Annotated in this window: 19 protein-coding genes; 9 read left to right on the forward strand and 10 right to left on the reverse strand. The window is 65.0% G+C overall.

Annotated elements, in window-relative coordinates:
• Positions 1–87 precede the first annotated feature (87 nt).
• On the reverse strand, positions 88–1,527 hold the full coding sequence (locus AWB76_RS06960; RefSeq protein ID WP_061159373.1) for an AarF/UbiB family protein: 1,440 nt from the start codon (positions 1,525–1,527) through the stop codon (positions 88–90).
• 189 nt (positions 1,528–1,716) lie between these two features.
• Here AWB76_RS06960 and AWB76_RS06965 point away from each other — a divergent pair, with 189 nt between their 5' ends.
• Together AWB76_RS06965 and AWB76_RS06970 are read left to right on the forward strand one after the other, a co-directional pair.
• Positions 1,717–2,634, forward strand: a complete 918-nt coding sequence (locus tag AWB76_RS06965; RefSeq protein ID WP_061159374.1) for a serine hydrolase domain-containing protein — start codon at positions 1,717–1,719, stop codon at positions 2,632–2,634.
• A gap of 164 nt (positions 2,635–2,798) precedes the next feature.
• Positions 2,799–3,209, forward strand: coding sequence for a hypothetical protein (locus AWB76_RS06970; RefSeq protein ID WP_061159375.1), 411 nt, complete (start codon positions 2,799–2,801; stop codon positions 3,207–3,209).
• Here the strand turns inward: AWB76_RS06970 and AWB76_RS06975 are convergent.
• Positions 3,185–3,652, reverse strand: a complete 468-nt coding sequence (locus AWB76_RS06975) for a response regulator (protein WP_061159376.1) — start codon at positions 3,650–3,652, stop codon at positions 3,185–3,187. The genes AWB76_RS06970 and AWB76_RS06975 overlap by 25 nt on opposite strands.
• A gap of 219 nt (positions 3,653–3,871) precedes the next feature.
• On the opposite strand from AWB76_RS06975, the gene AWB76_RS06980 reads away from it, so the two are divergent.
• Together AWB76_RS06980 and AWB76_RS06985 are read left to right on the forward strand one after the other, a co-directional pair.
• On the forward strand, positions 3,872–4,111 hold the full coding sequence (locus tag AWB76_RS06980; RefSeq protein ID WP_061159377.1) for a hypothetical protein: 240 nt from the start codon (positions 3,872–3,874) through the stop codon (positions 4,109–4,111).
• A gap of 207 nt (positions 4,112–4,318) precedes the next feature.
• Positions 4,319–4,873, forward strand: a complete 555-nt coding sequence (locus tag AWB76_RS06985) for a universal stress protein (RefSeq protein WP_061159378.1) — start codon at positions 4,319–4,321, stop codon at positions 4,871–4,873.
• Here AWB76_RS06985 and AWB76_RS06990 read toward each other — a convergent pair.
• Entirely contained in the window at positions 4,852–5,598 is a 747-nt protein-coding gene (locus tag AWB76_RS06990) for an IclR family transcriptional regulator (RefSeq protein WP_061159379.1), read from the reverse strand. The genes AWB76_RS06985 and AWB76_RS06990 overlap by 22 nt on opposite strands.
• A gap of 101 nt (positions 5,599–5,699) precedes the next feature.
• On the opposite strand from AWB76_RS06990, the gene AWB76_RS06995 reads away from it, so the two are divergent.
• Positions 5,700–6,887, forward strand: coding sequence for a fumarylacetoacetate hydrolase family protein (locus AWB76_RS06995; RefSeq protein ID WP_061159380.1), 1,188 nt, complete (start codon positions 5,700–5,702; stop codon positions 6,885–6,887).
• Here AWB76_RS06995 and AWB76_RS07000 read toward each other — a convergent pair.
• From AWB76_RS07000 to msrC, 5 genes are all read right to left on the reverse strand, one after another.
• The gene (locus tag AWB76_RS07000; RefSeq protein ID WP_157696075.1) at positions 6,884–7,339 is read right to left on the reverse strand and encodes a hypothetical protein; all 456 of its coding nucleotides are present in this window, start codon (positions 7,337–7,339) and stop codon (positions 6,884–6,886) included. The two genes, AWB76_RS06995 and AWB76_RS07000, sit on opposite strands and share 4 nt — an antisense overlap.
• A gap of 27 nt (positions 7,340–7,366) precedes the next feature.
• Entirely contained in the window at positions 7,367–7,753 is a 387-nt protein-coding gene (locus AWB76_RS07005; RefSeq protein WP_061159382.1) for an aggregation-promoting factor C-terminal-like domain-containing protein, read from the reverse strand.
• 85 nt (positions 7,754–7,838) lie between these two features.
• A complete protein-coding gene (locus tag AWB76_RS07010; RefSeq protein ID WP_061159383.1) occupies positions 7,839–8,822 on the reverse strand; it encodes a substrate-binding domain-containing protein in 984 nt (327 codons plus the stop codon).
• Positions 8,823–8,893: 71 nt separating this feature from the next.
• On the reverse strand, positions 8,894–9,292 hold the full coding sequence (locus AWB76_RS07015; protein ID WP_061159384.1) for a DUF302 domain-containing protein: 399 nt from the start codon (positions 9,290–9,292) through the stop codon (positions 8,894–8,896).
• Positions 9,289–9,783: a free L-methionine (R)-S-oxide reductase MsrC gene (gene msrC / locus AWB76_RS07020; protein ID WP_061159385.1), complete on the reverse strand. Its 495-nt coding sequence runs from the start codon at positions 9,781–9,783 to the stop codon at positions 9,289–9,291. Before msrC ends, AWB76_RS07015 begins: the two co-directional genes overlap by 4 nt.
• A gap of 346 nt (positions 9,784–10,129) precedes the next feature.
• On the opposite strand from msrC, the gene AWB76_RS07025 reads away from it, so the two are divergent.
• The 4 genes from AWB76_RS07025 to AWB76_RS07040 all read left to right on the forward strand — a co-directional run bounded on the left by AWB76_RS07025 (position 10,130) and on the right by AWB76_RS07040 (position 14,983).
• On the forward strand, positions 10,130–11,371 hold the full coding sequence (locus AWB76_RS07025) for an ROK family transcriptional regulator (RefSeq protein WP_061159386.1): 1,242 nt from the start codon (positions 10,130–10,132) through the stop codon (positions 11,369–11,371).
• Positions 11,361–12,905: a sugar ABC transporter ATP-binding protein gene (locus tag AWB76_RS07030; protein ID WP_061159387.1), complete on the forward strand. Its 1,545-nt coding sequence runs from the start codon at positions 11,361–11,363 to the stop codon at positions 12,903–12,905. The genes AWB76_RS07025 and AWB76_RS07030 overlap by 11 nt, the downstream gene beginning before the upstream one ends.
• A 20-nt stretch (positions 12,906–12,925) precedes the next feature.
• Entirely contained in the window at positions 12,926–13,963 is a 1,038-nt protein-coding gene (locus tag AWB76_RS07035; RefSeq protein ID WP_061159388.1) for an ABC transporter permease subunit, read from the forward strand.
• Between the two features lie 72 nt (positions 13,964–14,035).
• On the forward strand, positions 14,036–14,983 hold the full coding sequence (locus AWB76_RS07040; RefSeq protein ID WP_061159389.1) for an ABC transporter substrate-binding protein: 948 nt from the start codon (positions 14,036–14,038) through the stop codon (positions 14,981–14,983).
• Positions 14,984–14,989: 6 nt separating this feature from the next.
• On the opposite strand, the gene AWB76_RS07045 is transcribed toward AWB76_RS07040, so the two are convergent.
• Both AWB76_RS07045 and AWB76_RS07050 read right to left on the reverse strand, forming a co-directional pair.
• Positions 14,990–15,913: an NHL repeat-containing protein gene (locus AWB76_RS07045; protein WP_061159449.1), complete on the reverse strand. Its 924-nt coding sequence runs from the start codon at positions 15,911–15,913 to the stop codon at positions 14,990–14,992.
• Between the two features lie 64 nt (positions 15,914–15,977).
• Positions 15,978–17,216, reverse strand: a complete 1,239-nt coding sequence (locus AWB76_RS07050; protein ID WP_061159390.1) for an MFS transporter — start codon at positions 17,214–17,216, stop codon at positions 15,978–15,980.
• Positions 17,217–17,334 lie beyond the last annotated feature (118 nt).

Consider the following 17,334-nt stretch of genomic DNA (forward strand, 5'->3'; position numbering starts at 1 on the left):
AAAGACGAAAACAAGGGGAGATTTGTTGCAGATCGACGTCGACGGCCTTCGCCGAACGAAGCCGGATTGATTCGATATGCGAAAGACTCAGCGCTTCAGCGTGGAAGCGTCGGCGCGCTTCGCGATGAGCGAAGGCAGGCGCGGCAGCGTATGCGGCCAGTGTGTCGCTTCGTGTGCGAAACGCGCCGCCACGCTTCGCAAACTGAATTGATCCGCTGCGAGCCGCACGATGACCCTGCGCGCGATCTTCCAGACATCGACATCCGGCGCGATATCCTGCGCGACGCGCTCGATCCGCTCCGCCGCCCGCGACAGCAACACGGCCCGCGATGCGATTCGCCCATGCGACGCGCTGAACATGTGCTCGGCGGGCGCCTTGCCGATCGCGCCGAACAGATGCGCGATGCCTGCGCTTCGCCGCGAAGCCGGCGACGCGAAACGCTCGGCCTCGCGCCGATACGTCGCTTCGACGCGCACCTCATGATGCGTGACGTTCGACTCGGGCCGGCCGTGTTCGAGATGCGCGCGCGCCGCCGCCTTGTGATCGCCCTCCATCAGCGCCTGCGACACGCCGACGATGAAATCGCGCTCGTGCGCCGCGAAGATCATCATCGGGTTATCGGATTCGAGGACGATCTGGCCGCGCGTCTGCGGCTCGATGCTCACGCGCGCGCCCGCCGCGTCCAGTCCCGCGTGATACAGGCCGACGCCGAGCGCCATTTCGAAGAACGCTTCGATGAGCGTCGCGAGCACATCGGCGCGATCGAGTCCGCACGCCGCGAGCGTGTCCGCATCGGACAGCGCGGCCGTTTCGATTGCACGCGTGGTCAGCACAGCATCGTTGCAATAGTCCCAGAGGACTTCGGGCACGGCGAGGCGATCGTCGTCGCGCAGGCGAAAGCGCAGATAGCTCTGATCCGCCGCGCGCTGGCGCAGGTCGATCATCGCGTCGACGCTTTCGCGCGCGCGGCGCACCCATTCGACCGGATGCAACTCGCGCGCCTTCGCCGAGCGCCGTTCCGCGAAACGCGCCGCCGCGAGCGCGAGGTCGAGATCGTCTTCGAGTTCGGCGTGCGCATCCGCGCGTAGCAGCGTGACGCGCACGGGCATCGTGCCGATGCGCGCGACATGCGTCTGCTCCGCGACGCCCGAGCGCAACGGCACGTCGCACAGATCGGTGAGTTCGAACGCAAGCGTCGCGGGAAACGCCGCTGCGCACGCCGTGCGAAAGCGCGCCGCATCGTGGGGCGTGAAGAGGCCGTCGAGTTCGGAGAGCGCGACGCGCACCGCCGTTTCCGCGAGCGCGGGATGACGCGCGAGCGCGCCGGACGCGTTTTCCAGCACGCGCGACAGTTGCGAAAGCGCGGGCACGCCGGCGCCGAGCGGTGCGGCGCGCGCACCATGCGACGCGAAAAAGCGCGCCACGCGCGTCATTGCCGCGCCGTCATCGGCTTGATGCGTCTGATGGCTTTCGTGCACGAACGCCCGGCCCAGCCGCCAGAGCGTCGCGAGTCGTCGGACAAGCAAATTCAGGCTCGCTGAAAGTGAATTGAAACCGCGGAAAGACTGCAATGCCGTTCAGCATGGCATCCGGATTGCTCAATGTTTAACACGATTCAGCCGCCCCTGCACGCGGACCAGTTCAGGCCCGCTGTCTGACGAACAGCAGTATTCACTTCGCTATCCTAGGCAGGTTCATTTTCATGGGATTCATCCATGACGTTCGAAAAGGCATTGCATCGAGCACTCGTCGAGCGAAGCGGCGTGCGCAGCTTCGTCGTCGCGCATGAAGGGCGCATCGTGTTCGAGCATTATCGGCACGACATTGCGCCCGACAGTCTGCAAGACATCAATTCGGTCACGAAAACGGTCGTCGGGCTCGCGATCGGCGCGGCGCTGCACGAAGGCGTGATGCTGCCGCTCGACACGCCCGTCAGCCGCATCCTGCCGCAACTGTGCGAACGCGGTTTCGACCGCCGCGTGCGGCGCATCACGCTGCGTCATCTGCTGACGATGACAGCGGGCTTCGAGTGGGATCAGAGCGTCGTCGACGAATGCGTGCTCGGTCCCTGCGACCGGTTTCGCAGCGAGGAAAGCCGTCTGCGCTTCGTGCTGTCGCGGCCGCTGGCGCCGCCCGGCATGCGCTTCGAATACGACTCGCACGCGCTCCAGTTGCTGTCGCTCGTCGTCGAAGCGATGACGGGACACACGCTCGATTGCTATGCGCGCGACGCGCTGTTCGCGCCGCTCGGCATCGCGGCGAGCGAATGGATCAGCGACGAGGAAGGTCACACGTTCGGCGGCCGCGGACTCATGCTGCGCACACGCGACATGATCTCGCTCGGCGTTCTGATGATGAACCGCGGCGCATGGAACGGCGCGCAGCTCATCGACGAAAGGTTCATCGATGACGCGATGTCCGTGCACAGCGACGGCGGCCCGCCGATGGACGACGCGCAATACGGCTATCTCTGCTGGATCGATCCGCGCTACGTCTTCGCGGCCGGATACGGCGAGCAGTTCATCTTCGTCGCGCCGCGCGAGCGGGTCGTCGCGGCCGCGACCTGCGATCAGGACGACACGCCCAAAGGCCTGCGCGAACTATTCGTCGAGCACGTGCTCGACCGCCTCTGAGCCCACGGTGTTGACACGTCTGTATCTTTTTGTCGATGCGTACTTCGGATTAATCTGAATGCGGTATCTTATAAATACGTCATTTGAAGACGTAACCGCATTCAGGACCGAGCCAACTTCGAGCGCCATGCAAGAAGACTCATAACGACAAAACGAGAGGCGCCATGCAACACCCTTCCGAGCCGCCGATGGCGAAAGCGATGTACATCCTTGGGCAGATCGGCGCGATTATCTGTCACGAACGCGGACCGAGCCCGCAAACCGAAGTGCTGACGAAGATGGCGTCGCGGCCCGCCGAGGGCTTCTCGATCGCCGTCGAGAGAATGAACGACATGTGTCCGCCGCGACGCGGCCATCGGCGCGCGCTGCTGCAATGGAAGCACAAGGAAATCGGACGCCTGCGCAGAATGCTGCCCGATCCTCTGCCGACGGCGGCATCCGCGCATTCGCAGATGCCTTTCTGGGCCGGTTATTGCCAGTACTGGGAAGACATGCTGAAGGCGCACGTCCAGCACGATATCGAACCGCGCGCGCCGAAGCTCGAAGTCATTCAGGGCAGACGCACCGACGCGTAATCGCCCTCGCTTTTCCGCGCGGAGAAATAATCGCGCAGCACGGCGATCATGCCGTCGATCTCCGTCGGCTTCACGAAATAGCCGTTGAAACCGGTGCGCTGCGCGCGCGTCAGATCCTCCGGGTCCGTGCGGCTCGTATGCGCGATCAGCAGCATCGAGATATCGATGGCGCGAATCGCCTCGGCCGCTTCCCAGCCATCGCCGAGGGGCATCATCAGATCGAGCAGCACCACGCCGGGCCGCCACTTGCGCGCGAGCGAGACGGCGTCGAGCCCCGTGTGCACGGCGCGCACGGTGAACTCGGCGTCCTCGAGCGCAAGGCATATCGCGCGGGTCGCATCGAGATCGTCATCGGCGATGAGCACGCGCGGCTCGTCGTGGCACATCGTGCGCGGCGGGATCTGCCATAGCGCTTGCGAAGAAACACGGTCGTGTCGTTGCATCGTTCAGGCCTCGGAATGAGCGGAGATATGAGCAACGATCATTCCCTCGCGGGGGTTCCAGAGCGCTTCGCCAGGCCGCGTACGGCAGGCCGACGTTACACTTCGGGAATACCCGGTGGCTGTCGCGGCGCGCCGATGCACATGCGCCGTGCAGGATTTGCATCGCTGTCGCATGAGCGTCGACGATGGTGCACGTATCTCCAAACGAGAGGCTAAACGATGTTCGTCGTCTATTGGCTTGGCGGCAACCCTTACGTCGAGGGCGCGGCCGGCTACAAGCGCTTCGAAGCGGACGCGCTCGCCGACGCGCTGCGCTTCGCCGAAGACCTGCGCCGCCGTCAATCCGAGGGCGAAGACATCGGCTTCGTCACGCTATGCAGTGAAAACCCGCATTCGGTCGGCAAGCCCGGCGTCGCCGATCCGCCCGCCGATTACGACTGGAAAAAGCGCAGACGTTAGTTTTGCGCGCTCGCGGTTCCGCCGCCCTGCCATCCGCCGCCGAGCGACTTGTACACGGCGATGAGATCAGTCGTCACATTGACCGTCGATTGCGCGCGCTTCGAGCGCGTTTTAAGTTTTCTTGTAAGAGATGCAAGCGCGCGCTCATTCGGCGCTAACTTTGCGCGCCGATCATCCGGTCTGAACGAAACGAACCGGAGACCCGTCATGTACAAGCACATTCTCGTCGCGGTCGGCACGAGCCTCAGCGAAAGCGCCCTGACCACCGCCATCACGCGTGCGCGCGACTGCAACGCGCGGCTGACGGCGCTGCATATCGTCGATCAGATGCCGTGGTGGGCCATCGTCACCGCCGACAGCAATCCGGGCGACACGCTCGATGTCATCGAGGACCACGCGCGCGCCGTCACGCGCTATGCCTCGCGGCTGATCGACAGCGCGGGCATCGACGGCATCGCGCGCAGCGTCACGCAGCCGCTCGACGGCACGAGCGTCGGCGAGCTGATCGCGCGCGAGGCGAAGGCGGCGGGCGCGGATCTCATCGTGCTCGGCGGCGAGGCGGACACCGGCTGGCGGCACGGCGAAGCCCGTCTGCGCGACGTGGTCTGCTCGCATGCGCGCTGCGATGTACTGATCGCGGCGCACGCGGCGGCGCCGCTTTCGGCGGAGAAGGACGTGGAATCGATCGAGGCGCGTTTTGCCGCGTCATCGGGCCGGAAGGACGCGCGGCCGTCGCATCGTCAGAGCGCGCCGCGCAAGTGAGCCGCAAGCTGGACGATGCCGATCGAAATCTGCTTTTCACGTTTCGGATCGAGCCGGCCGACCGGCACGCTCGTCGATACCGCGACGCGCTTGCCCGCCGGCGTCATCCCGACATAGGCCGCGAAGCACGCGAGACCTTCCGCGACTTCCTCGCGCTCGACCGCGAGCCCGCTCGCGCGGATCGACGCAAGCTCGCGCAATAACGCCGCGCGCCGCGTGATGGTGCGCGGCGTCACCGCTTCGAGACGCTCGGGCAGGCGCTCGACGACGGCTTCATCGGACATGCCGGCGAACAGCGCCTTGCCGAGCGCGCAGCAATGCGCGGGCAGACGCGAGCCGAGATCGGAGACGAGCCGCACCGGGCGATGGGCATCCTCGCGTGCGATGTACACCACCTGCACGCCATCGAGCACGGCGAGCTGCACGACCTCGTTGTGCTGGTTGATGAACGCGCCCGCGCCTTCGCGAAACGCGGCCTGCAGCTTGTCGTGGCGCACGTAGGCGTTGCCGAGCTCGAACAGGCCGACGCCGATCATGTAGCCGTCGTCGCGCTTTTCGATCCATTGCATGCGCGCAAGCGTTTCCAGCGTCAGATAGAGCGTGCTGCGCGACAGGCCGGTGCGTTCGGCGAGCGTCGCGGCGCGCACCGGTTTCGCGGCGGCGGCGAGGGCTTCGAGAATATCGCTCGCGCGGCGCAGCGCGGGGACGTCGTAGGTTTTTTCCATGCGTGACATATTCCAACAGGTTGGACGATTTATCAACCCAATGGACACTTTCGGACACGGGGGCTACGATCGGCTTTCCTTTCCTGCCCGATATCGCATTCATGCAAAACGTCAACGTGTCCTCCTGTCTGCCCGAAGATTTCGCCGATGCCGTGCTGATCGGCCGCGTCTGGCGCCCCGCGCCGGTGAACGGCCCCGCCGTCGTCGCGGTGCGCAAAGGTGAAGTGTTCGACATCACGCGCGCCGCGCCGACCACCGCCGATCTCTTCGATAACGCCGAGGCCCTCGACATCGCCCGGAACGCGGAAGGCGAGCATCTCGGCAACGTTCAGGACTTGCTGCAAGCGACGCTCGACGCCAGCGCCGATCGCCCGCGCCTGCTCGCGCCCTGCGACGTGCAGGCGGTGAAGGCGTGCGGCGTCACCTTCGCGGTGAGTCTGCTGGAGCGCGTGATCGAGGAGCAGGCGGGCGGCGACGCGAGCAAGGCGCAGGAAGTGCGCGACACGATCAACAAGCTGATCGGCGCGGATCTCTCGAAGATCAAGCCGGGTTCCGAAAGCGCGGCGAAGCTGAAGGCCGAGCTGGAGCGTCGCGGCGCGTGGTCGCAATACATGGAAGTGGGCATCGGGCCGGATGCGGAAGTGTTCTCGAAGTCGCAACCGATGTCGTCGGTCGGATTCGGCGCGGACGTCGGTCTGTATCCGACATCGAAATGGAACAATCCGGAGCCGGAGATCGTGCTCGCGGTGAATGCGCGCGGCGGCATCGTCGGCGCGACGCTCGGCAACGACGTGAATCTGCGCGATATCGAAGGCCGCAGCGCGCTGCTGCTGGGCAAGGCGAAGGACAACAACGCGTCGTGCGCGATCGGCCCGTTCGTGCGTCTTTTCGATGAACGCTTCACGCTCGATTCGGTGCGCGCGACGAGCGTGTCGCTGCGCATCGAAGGCGCGGACGATGGCTTCGTGCTCGAAGGCGTGAGCCACATGAGCGAAATCAGCCGCGATCCGGCCGATCTCGTCACGCAGACGCACGGCGCGCATCATCAGTATCCGGACGGCTTCATGCTGTTTCTCGGCACGATGTTCTCGCCGATCAAGGACCGCGACACGCAGGGCGGCGGCTTCACGCATCATCTCGGCGATGTCGTGACGATCTCGACGCCGAATCTCGGCGCGCTCGTCAATACGGTGAGGTTGTCGACGGAGATCGAGCCGTGGACGTTTGGCGTGCGCGCGTTGTATCGGAGTCTGGCGGCGCGGGGGTTACTGGGGAAAGCGGCGGATTAAGGTCGCGGGCGCGGAGTCGCGGGCGGCGCTTCGATTAGCTGGAACGCGGCGCCATCAAATCGATAGTAATAGGTGCCGCGTCCTCGTTCGTCTCTGCTGCCGCGCACGATCAGGAGACGACTGTCTTTGCGATAGGCCAGCGGTTCGGCGATATCGAGCGGCCAGTCCGAGACGGTAAAGGGAAGCATGACCACCTTTCCCGTCCGGGCATCGATGGCGGCGGCCATCACGCAACCTGCGCCGCAGCCCCATTCGGCCAGAATGAAGTGGCCGGCAAAGTTGACGCCGTGGCGCGCGGCATCTGATAGCTGCGTCGCGTAGCGACGAGTTTCGTTTGTGGTCAACCGCGGCTTCACTGGTTTGCGTGCCATTTCAACCGCTGACGGATACTCCGCAAAGCGCGGTTCTGCACCGCGAATCGCACTGAAAACGGGTGCGGCGATGAACGCCAAGAACAAGATCAGAGACTTCCGCATGGCTCAGTACCAATGATGCTTTTCCCAAAAGCGCCTTGCCGTTCTTGCCGAATGGTAGCGACCATAGATATAGCGAATCCCGCCCTGGCATTCCTCGACGGCATTTCCAAACGACTTTTCGCCTTTGGGATTCAGCTCGTATTGCGCAAACAAGAGCTGGAACAAACCGCGCGCCGTTGAGCTGTGATTGCGGTTATCGACGATGCCGCTGGACTCCTGAGCCAGAATCCAGAGCAGATCATCGTAGTCGGCGTCGGAGACTCTTTCGAGACGCATCGCGTCTCTGAGCGCGGACCGGACGTAAAGCGGCACGACGTCTGTGGGAATCGCTTCCCACGCCGCTCTTGGTTGCCTGATTTGCCGGTGTTGATGGGTGTGCAGGGTCGTCATGTGGCTTTCGTCGAAACTCGCAACTCAGCCGCACAAGATAGGCGAATCCAACGAAGCGCCCCACACGATCATTCCTAAAGCGGTCTCACGACGCCCCGAATCGAAACCCCTTCGCCTGCCCTTTCGTCACGAGTTGCACCGGCGTCTCCATATACGGCGACAAATCCCGCTGCCGACGCTTTTCGAGCAGCGCCTTCACCGCGACATCCACACCGAACACCGCCTGCCGCGCGCCGAATTGCTCGACCGTCGCGAGCAGGCGCCCGTCGTCGAGCATCGGCTGCACGGCGTCGATATTGTTGTAGCCCGTCACCAGCACGCGGCCTTTTTTTCCGGCGATGCGAATCGCATCGATCGCGCCCATCGCGATGTTGTCGTTCGCGCAGAGCAAGCCGCGCAAGTCGGGATGCGCGTACAGCATTTCCAGCGCCGACGCCTTGCCGCTCGCCGCGGTCCAGTCGCCGCTGTCGACATCGGCGATGCGCATGCCCGCTGCGTTCATCGCTTCCGTAAAGCCGAGCGTGCGCTGCTGCGCGTTGGCGTCGTTCGACGGCCCGCCGATGACGCCGACCCCATCGCCCGCCTTCAGCTTCGAGCCGAGGTACGCGCCGGCGAGCTTCGCGCCCCGCCGGCTGTCCGGTCCGACGAACGGAATCGTGATGCGCGCCGCGTCCTGCGCGGCGTCGTCGAACGGATTGTCGATCGCGATCACGATGATGCCCGCCGCGATCGCCTTGCCGGCCACCGGCAGCAGCGCCTTCGAATCCGCGGGCGCGATGACGATCGCGTTGACCTTCGCCTCGATCAGCGTCTCGACGATATGAATCTGCCCCGCGACGTCGTTGTCGGTGAGCGTGCCGTTCGTCGAGAGATCGAGCTGCGAGGCGTAATGGCGTTGATAGTTGCGCGCGCCTTCGATCATCGACACGACGAACGGATCGTCGAGCGATTTCATCACGAGCGCGACGGTCGCCTTGTCCGATGCCGCGCGCACGTCACGCACGCGCGTGAATGCGCACGCGCTCAGCGCGCACGCGGCAAGCAGGCGGCGGCGAACAAGGCTCGTCATGGAATGTCGAGACGGATGGAAAACGTCTCATTGTAGACGGATGCGCCCGGCCGCCCGGTGAGGACAAGTGCTTAGTGCGCGGCGGCTTCCACGAGCGCGGCGACGCCGCTGACGGGCTTCATCAGGCCGGCGTCGAGGCCGTGACGCGCGCGCAGATAATCGGGCGCGTTGTAGGACAGCCACGCGCGTCCGTCGGCGTCTTCCCACGACAGCACCTTGAGCGGCAAGTCGAGCGCGGCGGTCGGCACGGCCTGCATCAGCGACGTGCCCGCCTGCGGATTGCCGAACACCAGCAACTGGCTCGGCGGCATCGCGAGGCCGGCGCGGGCGGCGTCGCCGCTGAAATCGATGCGCGCGAACAGCATCAGCCCGCGCGCGCGGATCAGCGCCTCGAGCTTGTCCGCGGTCGCGACGGCGCCGTGCGCGCTCGCGATCGTGACGACGCCGTTATCCGCCGGATCGATGTTCATTTTTTCCACGCGAGCGCGATGAACGCCGTGCACAGCGCTTCCATGCCAAGCGCGTCTTCATCGTCGAAACGATTCGCCACGGGACTGTCCACGTCCCATACGCCGATCAGCGTGCCATCGCTCGCGATGAGCGGCGCGACGATCTCCGAACGCGACGCCGAATCGCACGCGATATGGCCGGGAAACGCGTGCACATCCGGCACGACCTGCGTGCGCCGCTCGCGCGCCGCCGTGCCGCACACGCCGCGTCCGATCGCGATGCGCACACACGCGGGCTTCCCCTGAAACGGCCCGACGACGAGCTCCGTGCCATCGAAGAGATAGAAGCCAGCCCAGTTCAGATCGGGCAGCGTATGAAACACGAGCGACGAGAAATTCGCGGCATTGGCGATGAAGTCGCTTTCATCGGCGATGAGCGCGCGGGCCTGCTGCAACAGGTCGTCGTATTGGGCGGCCTTGCTGGCGTGCGTGCCTTGGGAGATCGAGAACATGAAACGGCGGGCGAAATGTCGAAAAGTGTCGCCGACGATAGCACATCGATCCACCCGCCGCTTCGCCCGCGCCGCCCGTCGAAAGCTGGGTTATCGGCGCTCGTAAGCTCGTCGCAAAGCAGCGGCGCGCAGCTTGGCACTGCCGGTTGCATCGCCTAGTGTGGAAGGTCACCGGGTCCGTGTTTTGCAACTCCCGGACAACGCGTTTCAGGCGGCGTCTCCTCAAGAAACGCTTAAAAGCCGCTTCGGGATTTCCCTGCTTTACTTCGACGCGTCTTCGTTCTTAAATAAATCAACTTGATTTAATTAATGGCCGCGAGTCGATGGCCGATTTCGGAGACAGCGCGTGAAATCCCCAAGCGGCAGAGGCAGCAACTCCGCGAACGTGCGCCGGTACAACGAGCGTCTGCTTCTGCAGGCGCTGCGGCGCGCCGAGCCGGCATCGAAGGCCGATCTCGCCCGTCACGCGAATCTGACGAGCACGGCGGTCGGCAGCATCGTCGAATCGCTGGAAAATGCGGGTCTGATCGAATACACCGGACGCCGTCTCGAAGGTCAGCGCGGCCAGCCCGCGTCGCTGATCCGGCTCGATCCGCGCGGCGCGTTCGGCATCGGCGTGCGGCTGGATCGCACGGGTATCGAGACGGTGCTCGTGAATTTCGCCGGCGACGTGCTCGCCCGCAGCGCACTCGACTCTGTGCTCCCGCATCCGTCGGAAGCCGTGAAAATCGTGCAACGCGATGTAAAAAGCATGCTTCGGCTGCTATCCGAGTCCGAGCGCGAGCGTCTGACGGGCGTCGGCATTGCGCAGCCCTTCAATCTCGGCAGCTGGCTGCGTGAACTTGGCCTGCCCGCCGAACGCTTTCGCGCCTGGGACGAAACGGATTTCGCCGATGAACTCGGCCGCACGCTCTCGCTGCCGGTCTTCAGCGAAAACGACGGCAACGCCGCCGCGACCGCCGAACTCTTCTACGGCCACGGCCGCAGCTGCGACGACTTCGTCTATCTCTTTCTCGGCTCCGCGATCGGCGGCGGCATCGCGATCCACGGCGACTGCCTGCGCGGCGCGTCGGGCAATGCGGGCGACATCGGCGTGATTCCGGTGCCGCCGAGCCGCCTGCCGTCCGCGCCGCAGCCGAGCGGCCAGTGGGACATCCTGCTCTCGCGCGCGTCGCTGAACGCGCTCGTGCGGCATCTCAACTACTGCGGCGCGGCGGCGGATAACCGCGTCGATCTGCAGGCGTGCATCGAGCGAAGTCTTCCGGCCGTCGACGAATGGATCGACGACTGCATCGAAGCGCTCGCGCCTGCCCTGCGCGCGACGCTCTGCGTGCTCGACGTGCCGATGGTCGTGATCGATTCCGACATCGACGGCGGGCTGCTCGACAAGCTCGTCGACCGTCTTTCGACGACGCTCGCCGCGAACGCGCCCGAAGCGCGCGGCACCCCGACGCTCGTGCGCGGTTCCTTCGGCCCGGATGCGGGCGCGATCGGCGCGGCCACGTTGCCGATGTTCTTCAACTTCTCACCGCGCGCGGCCATCCGCCACGCGGGCATCAAACCGCAGGAGATGAACCATGCCGCATGATGCTTCCAGCCGACCGCCGCTGCTCGAAATGCGCGGCATCAGCAAGACTTTTCCCGGCGTGCGCGCGTTGAACGACGTGCGATTGTCGGTCTATCCCGGCGAAGTCCATTCGCTGATGGGCGAAAACGGCGCGGGCAAATCCACGCTGATGAAAATCCTCTCGGGCGCCTATCAGGCCGATGCGGGCGGACAAATCCTGATCGACGGCAAGCCGGTCAGCATCGACGGGCCGCTCGCCGCGCGCGCGCTCGGCGTCGCCGTGATCTATCAGGAACTCAGCCTCGCGCCGAATCTGTCGGTCGCGGAGAACATCTACGCCGGGCGCGAATTGCGGCGCGGCAGGCTCGTCGATCGCACAGGCATGGAGCGCGGCTGCGAAGACGTGTTGAAACGCCTGGGCGCGGCGTTCAAGCCGCATACGCTCGTCGGCGATCTGTCGATCGCGGAGCGGCAACTCGTCGAAATCGCGCGCGCCGTGCATGCCCATGCGCGCATCCTCGTGATGGACGAGCCGACGACGCCGCTCTCCTCGCGCGAAACCGATCGTCTCTTCGAGCTCGTGCGGCAACTGCGCGAGGAAGGCATCGCGATCATCTACATCAGTCACCGGATGGCGGAGATCTACGAACTGAGCGACCGCGTGTCGGTGCTGCGCGACGGCGCATACGTCGGCACGCTGATGCGCGACGAACTCTCCGCCGACAGCCTCGTGAAGATGATGGTCGGCCGCGACATCTCGGGCTTCTACAAGAAGCAGCACGCGCCCTACGATCCGGGCAACGTCGTGCTTTCCGTGCGCGACATGGCCGACGGCAATCGCGTGAAAGGATGCAGCCTCGATCTGCACAAGGGCGAAGTGCTCGGCATCGCGGGACTCGTCGGCGCGGGCCGCACGGAGTTCGCGCGTTTGATCTTCGGCGCGGAGCCGGCGGTGCGCGGCGAAGTGTCGATGCACGGCAAGCGCCTGAAGCTGCGCACGCCGCGCGACGCGATCGATGCCGGTCTCGTCTATCTGACGGAAGACCGCAAGGGCCAGGGCCTTTTCCTCGACATGAGCGTGCGCGACAACATCAACATCACGATCGCCGGACGCGATGCGAAAGCCGGCGTGATGGACCTGCCGCGCGGCAACACGCGCGCGAAGGACGCGATCGCCGCGCTCACCATCCGCGTGCCGAACATGCGCGTGAACGTGGGCGCGCTGTCGGGCGGCAATCAGCAGAAGGTGCTGCTCTCGCGTCTGCTCGAAACCAAGCCCGAAGTGCTGATTCTCGACGAGCCGACACGCGGCGTCGATATCGGCGCGAAGTCGGAGATTTATCGAATCATCAACGATCTGGCGCGCACGGGCGTCGGCGTGATCGTCATCTCGAGCGAGCTGCCGGAAGTGATCGGCGTGGCGGACCGCGTGCTCGTGATGCGTGAAGGCGAAATCGCGGGCGAACTCGGCGGCCATTCGGGCAAGCCGATTTCGCAGGAAGGGATCATCGAACTGGCGACGGGCTCGAAGGTCGCGCTCGATCAGGCGGCTTAAAAGGATATCTGGAGAGAGACATGGCTAACACGACGAAACACCACGAAACGAGCAGCGCGCCGGCTGCGAAGGCGGAGAGCGTATCGCAGCGGCAGAACCGCATCGAGCATCGCGAACGCATGCAGGTGCTGATGCGAACCGCCGGCATGCTGCCGGTGCTGATCCTGCTGTGCATCGGCTTCGGCATCGTGACCGACGGCTTCTTCAGCTTCCAGAATCTGTCGATTGTCACGCAGCAGGCATCGATCAACATCGTGCTCGCGGCGGGCATGACCTTCGTGATTCTGACGGGCGGCATCGACTTGTCGGTCGGCTCGATTCTGTCGGCGGGCGCGGTCGCCGCGCTGCTCGCATCGAACATTCCGGGCTGGGGATGGCTCGGCATTCCGGCGGCGCTCGCGGTAGGCTTGGGCTTCGGCGTCATCAACGGTCTGTTGATCGCGCTGCTCAAGCTGCCGCCGTTCATCGTGACGCTCGGTTCGCTGACCGCGGTGCGCGGCATCGCGCGGCTCATCGGTCACGATACGACGATCTTCAACCCGCAACTGTCGTTCGCGTTCATCGGCAACGACACGCTGCTCGGCGTGCCCTGGCTCGTGATCATCGCGCTGCTCGTCGTGATCGTGTCGTGGTTCATCCTGCGACGCACCGTGCTCGGCCTGCGCATCTATTCGGTCGGCGGCAATCCGGAAGCGGCGCGTCTGTCCGGCATCAAGGTGTGGGGCATCCAGCTCTTCGTCTATGCGATGTCGGGTCTGCTGGCCGGTCTCGGCGCCGTGATGTCCGCCGCGCGTCTCTATGCCGCGAACGGTTTGCAGCTCGGACAGTCGTATGAACTCGACGCCATCGCGGCGGTGATTCTCGGCGGCACGAGCTTCGTCGGCGGCGTCGGCTCGATCGTCGGCACGCTGGTCGGCGCGCTCATCATCGCGGTCTTGAGCAACGGCCTCGTGCTGCTCGGCGTGTCGGATATCTGGCAGTACATCATCAAGGGCCTCGTGATCATCGGCGCGGTGGCGCTCGATCGTTATCGTCAACGCGGCTCGGCTCGCACCTGATTGACTTATCCGGGCGCATTCGGGTCCGCTTGCGCCCGCCCCGATACCAACGGACCAACTGGAGACAACAAAATGCGCAAGCACAATAAGCTTTTCGCCAGCGTCGCAATCGCTCTCGGATTCACCCTGTCGCTATCCGCGCACGCCGCCGACAAGCAATTGAAGTCCATCGGCATTACCGTCGGCTCGCTCGGCAATCCGTACTTCGTCACGATCGCGAAGGGCGCGGAAGCCAAGGCCAAGGCGATCAATCCGAACGCCAAGGTGACGGCGGTATCGTCGGATTACGACATGAACAAGCAGTTCACGCAGATCGACAACTTTATCTCGGCGCACGTCGACATGATTCTGCTGAACGCCGTCGATCCGAAGGCGATCGAGCCGGCGGTGAAGAAGGCGCAGAAGGCGGGCATCGTCGTGGTCGCGGTCGATGTCGCGGCGGCGGGCGCGGACGCGACCGTGCAGACCAACAACGTGCAGGCCGGCGAAATCTCCTGCGATTTCCTCGCGAAGAAGCTGAACGGCAAGGGCAACGTGGTGATCGAGAACGGGCCGCAGGTATCGGCGGTGATCGACCGCGTGAAAGGCTGCAAGAGCGTGCTCGCGAAGAATCCGGGCATCAAGATTCTTTCCGACGATCAGGACGCGAAAGGCTCGCGCGAAGGCGGCATGAACGCGATGCAGGGTTATCTGACGCGTTTCCCGAAGCTCGACGGCGTGTTCGCGATCAACGATCCGCAAGCGATCGGCACCGATCTCGCGGCGAAGCAACTGCATCGGAACAACATCGTGATTACGTCGGTGGACGGCGCGCCCGATATCGAGACGGCGCTCAAGTCCGACACGATGGTGCAGGCGTCGGCGAGCCAGGACCCGTGGGCGATGGCGCAGCAGGCGGTGAGCGTCGGCTACGACCTGATGAACGGCAAGAAGCCGAGCAGCACGACGATTCTGCTGCCGTCGACGCTCGTCACGCGCGAGAACGTCGGCAGCTATAAGGGATGGTCGTCGCCGCGTTGAACGGCGTCATCTGATCGGCACCACGCGCAGCGCGCTCGGCTTGTCGGGCGCGCGCGACCGGTCCACCGCAATGAGGCGTTTGCGCGCGACGTCCACCGCGACGCCGCGCGGCGCTTCGAAACCATCGGCGATGACCGTCGTCCGGCCGCGCTTCGAAATGCTGCATACGGCGTGCGAGCCGCACTTCGTGAAAAGCGTGCCGTCGGGCGTCGAGGCCATCAGGTCGGGCGCGTCGACGGTCGCGAAGACATCGCTCGCGGGCACCGGCGCATTCGCCGCCCGGGCCGCCTGCAAATCCACCTTGTAGATGCGGTTCGCGGATTGATCGCTGATATAGAGCGCGTCGCCGGCTATCGCGAGTCCGACCGGCTTGCCCAGTCGGGTCACGATATCGCGCTCGATCACCTGCCGCGGCGCCGTGCCGCGCGTAATCAGGCTGACGCCGCCTTCGGCCGGCGCGCTGCCTTCCTTCACGAACCAGCTCGACAGAAACGTGCCGCCATCGAGCACGAGCAGGCCGAGCCTGCGGCGCGCGGAATTCGTGTCCGATGCGAGTGCGACCTGGCCGCTCGGCGCGACATCGTAGACCGCGCCCGCCGTGCCGAAGCCGAATTGCTCGACGAGCAGATGGCCGTTCGGCGCGAATGCGATCTGGCTCAGGCCGTTGCGCTCGCCCTCGACTGCGGGAATGCGTGCGTAAGACGAGAACGCGGGGGCATCTTCTTCGCCGATATGCGTCGTCATCACGATGCCGTTGGTTCTGTCGTCGGTGACGAACACGGCGCCGTCCGAATCGCGCACCGCGACGCCGTTGGGCGTGCCCGCCAGCGGCACTTTCTGCGCGGTCTGCGCAGTCGTGCCCGGCGCGACCGAGCCGCACGCCGCGATGAACAGGGTCGTTGCGAGTGTCGCGATCAGACGCCGAATCATGCGCTTCTCCGTCGAGTGTGCGTCGATCATACAGCGCAGACACGACATCGCGCACGGCGATCGGTCAATCGGGCGAAGCGTCGTATCCGCGTTTGAAGGCGGCCGCCCGCGCAGGCTTTTCCGATGCCGCGAGCCGTTGCAGCGTCACGAGTCCGAGAAGCGCAAGTCCCAGTCCGAGCGTGAAGTCGGCGTGCACGCCCGCACGGTCGACGATCGTGCCGCCCACCGCCGAGCCGACCGCGATCGCGACCTGAATGATGCTCACGAACATGGCCGAGCCCGCCTCGGGCAAATCTGCCGTGCCGCGCTGAATCCACACGCTGAAGCACAGCGGCAGCGCGCCGAACGCGATGCCCCAGAGCAGCATCCCCGCCGTCTCGCCGATGAGCGAATGCTCCAGCAGCAACATGGACGACATCGCGCCGAGCAGCAGCAGGATCATCATCGCGACGGACTTCTTCAGATGACCGGAAACGGCCATCGACATCAGCGCATTCGAGAAGAAACCGACCAGTCCGAATCCGAACAGCAGCAGCGTGATGGTGCTCAGCGAGAAATCCTGTTCGAGCAGCGGCGCGATATACGTGTAGGTCGAAAAATGCGCGCCGAAGACGAGCGCGACCATCAGCATGCTCAGACGCGTGTGCGGGCGTGCGAGCAGCTTTTTGAAATCGGCGACACGCAATGCCGATGCCGACGGCAACGACGGCACGAGCAGCGCTTGGGCTACGAGCGCCACCGCCACGAGTCCCGCGGTGGCGGCGAACGAAAGACGCCACGACGCGAACGACGCGATGAACGTCCCGAGCGGCACACCGACGACCGTCGCCAGCGTCACGCCGGTCAGAATCGTCGCCGTGGCTTTCGCCGCATCTTTGGGCTGCACGAGCCGCGGCGCGGCGGCGGTCGCCAGCGTCCAGAAACCGCCCAGTGCGGCGCCGAGCAAGGCCCGTCCCGCGAGCATGACCGGCAGGTTGTTCGCGAGCGCGCTCACGAGGTTTGCGATCAGGAGCACCGCGGTGAGCAGCAGGAAAACGTAGCGGCGGTCCGTGCGGCCCGCGCTGACGATGAGCGTCGGCGCGAAGATCGCGGCCATCACGCCGGGCGTCGTGACCATGAGACCCGCGACGCCGGGCGACACGCCGAGATCGTGCGCGATCTGCGGCAGCAGCCCGACAGGCAGAAACTCCGCCGTCACGAACGCGAACGCGCTGACGGCCACGGCGATGACTGCGAGCCATTGCCGCATCGACGTTGCATGTCCTTCCGATGATGCCGCGATGACAGGGGTATCGTTTTGCATGATGGCACTGAGGCTAGATTGGAGTTCGCCACTGTAAGCGCGCATCCGCTCCGGAAAAAGCCGTGTGCCTTGAACAGAGATGCCGGCGCGGCCGAACAATGACCGCGCCGTGCCGGGA

The sequence above is a fragment of the Caballeronia temeraria genome, assembly GCF_001544795.2.
Taxonomy (GTDB): domain Bacteria; phylum Pseudomonadota; class Gammaproteobacteria; order Burkholderiales; family Burkholderiaceae; genus Caballeronia; species Caballeronia temeraria.

Bases quoted from the DNA above. Each gene is read 5' to 3' on its own strand.
- AWB76_RS07010 (WP_061159383.1), bottom strand. From the start codon at position 8,822: ATGACGAGCCTTGTTCGCCGCCGCCTGCTTGCCGCGTGCGCGCTGAGC.
- AWB76_RS06990 (WP_061159379.1), bottom strand. From the start codon at position 5,598: ATGGAAAAAACCTACGACGTCCCCGCGCTGCGCCGCGCGAGCGATATT.
- AWB76_RS06980 (WP_061159377.1), top strand. From the start codon at position 3,872: ATGTTCGTCGTCTATTGGCTTGGCGGCAACCCTTACGTCGAGGGCGCG.
- msrC (WP_061159385.1), bottom strand. From the start codon at position 9,783: ATGTTCTCGATCTCCCAAGGCACGCACGCCAGCAAGGCCGCCCAATAC.
- AWB76_RS07005 (WP_061159382.1), bottom strand. From the start codon at position 7,753: ATGACGACCCTGCACACCCATCAACACCGGCAAATCAGGCAACCAAGA.
- AWB76_RS06975 (WP_061159376.1), bottom strand. From the start codon at position 3,652: ATGCAACGACACGACCGTGTTTCTTCGCAAGCGCTATGGCAGATCCCG.
- AWB76_RS07015 (WP_061159384.1), bottom strand. From the start codon at position 9,292: ATGAACATCGATCCGGCGGATAACGGCGTCGTCACGATCGCGAGCGCG.
- AWB76_RS06965 (WP_061159374.1), top strand. From the start codon at position 1,717: ATGACGTTCGAAAAGGCATTGCATCGAGCACTCGTCGAGCGAAGCGGC.
- AWB76_RS07040 (WP_061159389.1), top strand. From the start codon at position 14,036: ATGCGCAAGCACAATAAGCTTTTCGCCAGCGTCGCAATCGCTCTCGGA.
- AWB76_RS07030 (WP_061159387.1), top strand. From the start codon at position 11,361: ATGCCGCATGATGCTTCCAGCCGACCGCCGCTGCTCGAAATGCGCGGC.
- AWB76_RS07050 (WP_061159390.1), bottom strand. From the start codon at position 17,216: ATGCAAAACGATACCCCTGTCATCGCGGCATCATCGGAAGGACATGCA.
- AWB76_RS07035 (WP_061159388.1), top strand. From the start codon at position 12,926: ATGGCTAACACGACGAAACACCACGAAACGAGCAGCGCGCCGGCTGCG.
- AWB76_RS06995 (WP_061159380.1), top strand. From the start codon at position 5,700: ATGCAAAACGTCAACGTGTCCTCCTGTCTGCCCGAAGATTTCGCCGAT.
- AWB76_RS07045 (WP_061159449.1), bottom strand. From the start codon at position 15,913: ATGATTCGGCGTCTGATCGCGACACTCGCAACGACCCTGTTCATCGCG.
- AWB76_RS06985 (WP_061159378.1), top strand. From the start codon at position 4,319: ATGTACAAGCACATTCTCGTCGCGGTCGGCACGAGCCTCAGCGAAAGC.
- AWB76_RS06970 (WP_061159375.1), top strand. From the start codon at position 2,799: ATGCAACACCCTTCCGAGCCGCCGATGGCGAAAGCGATGTACATCCTT.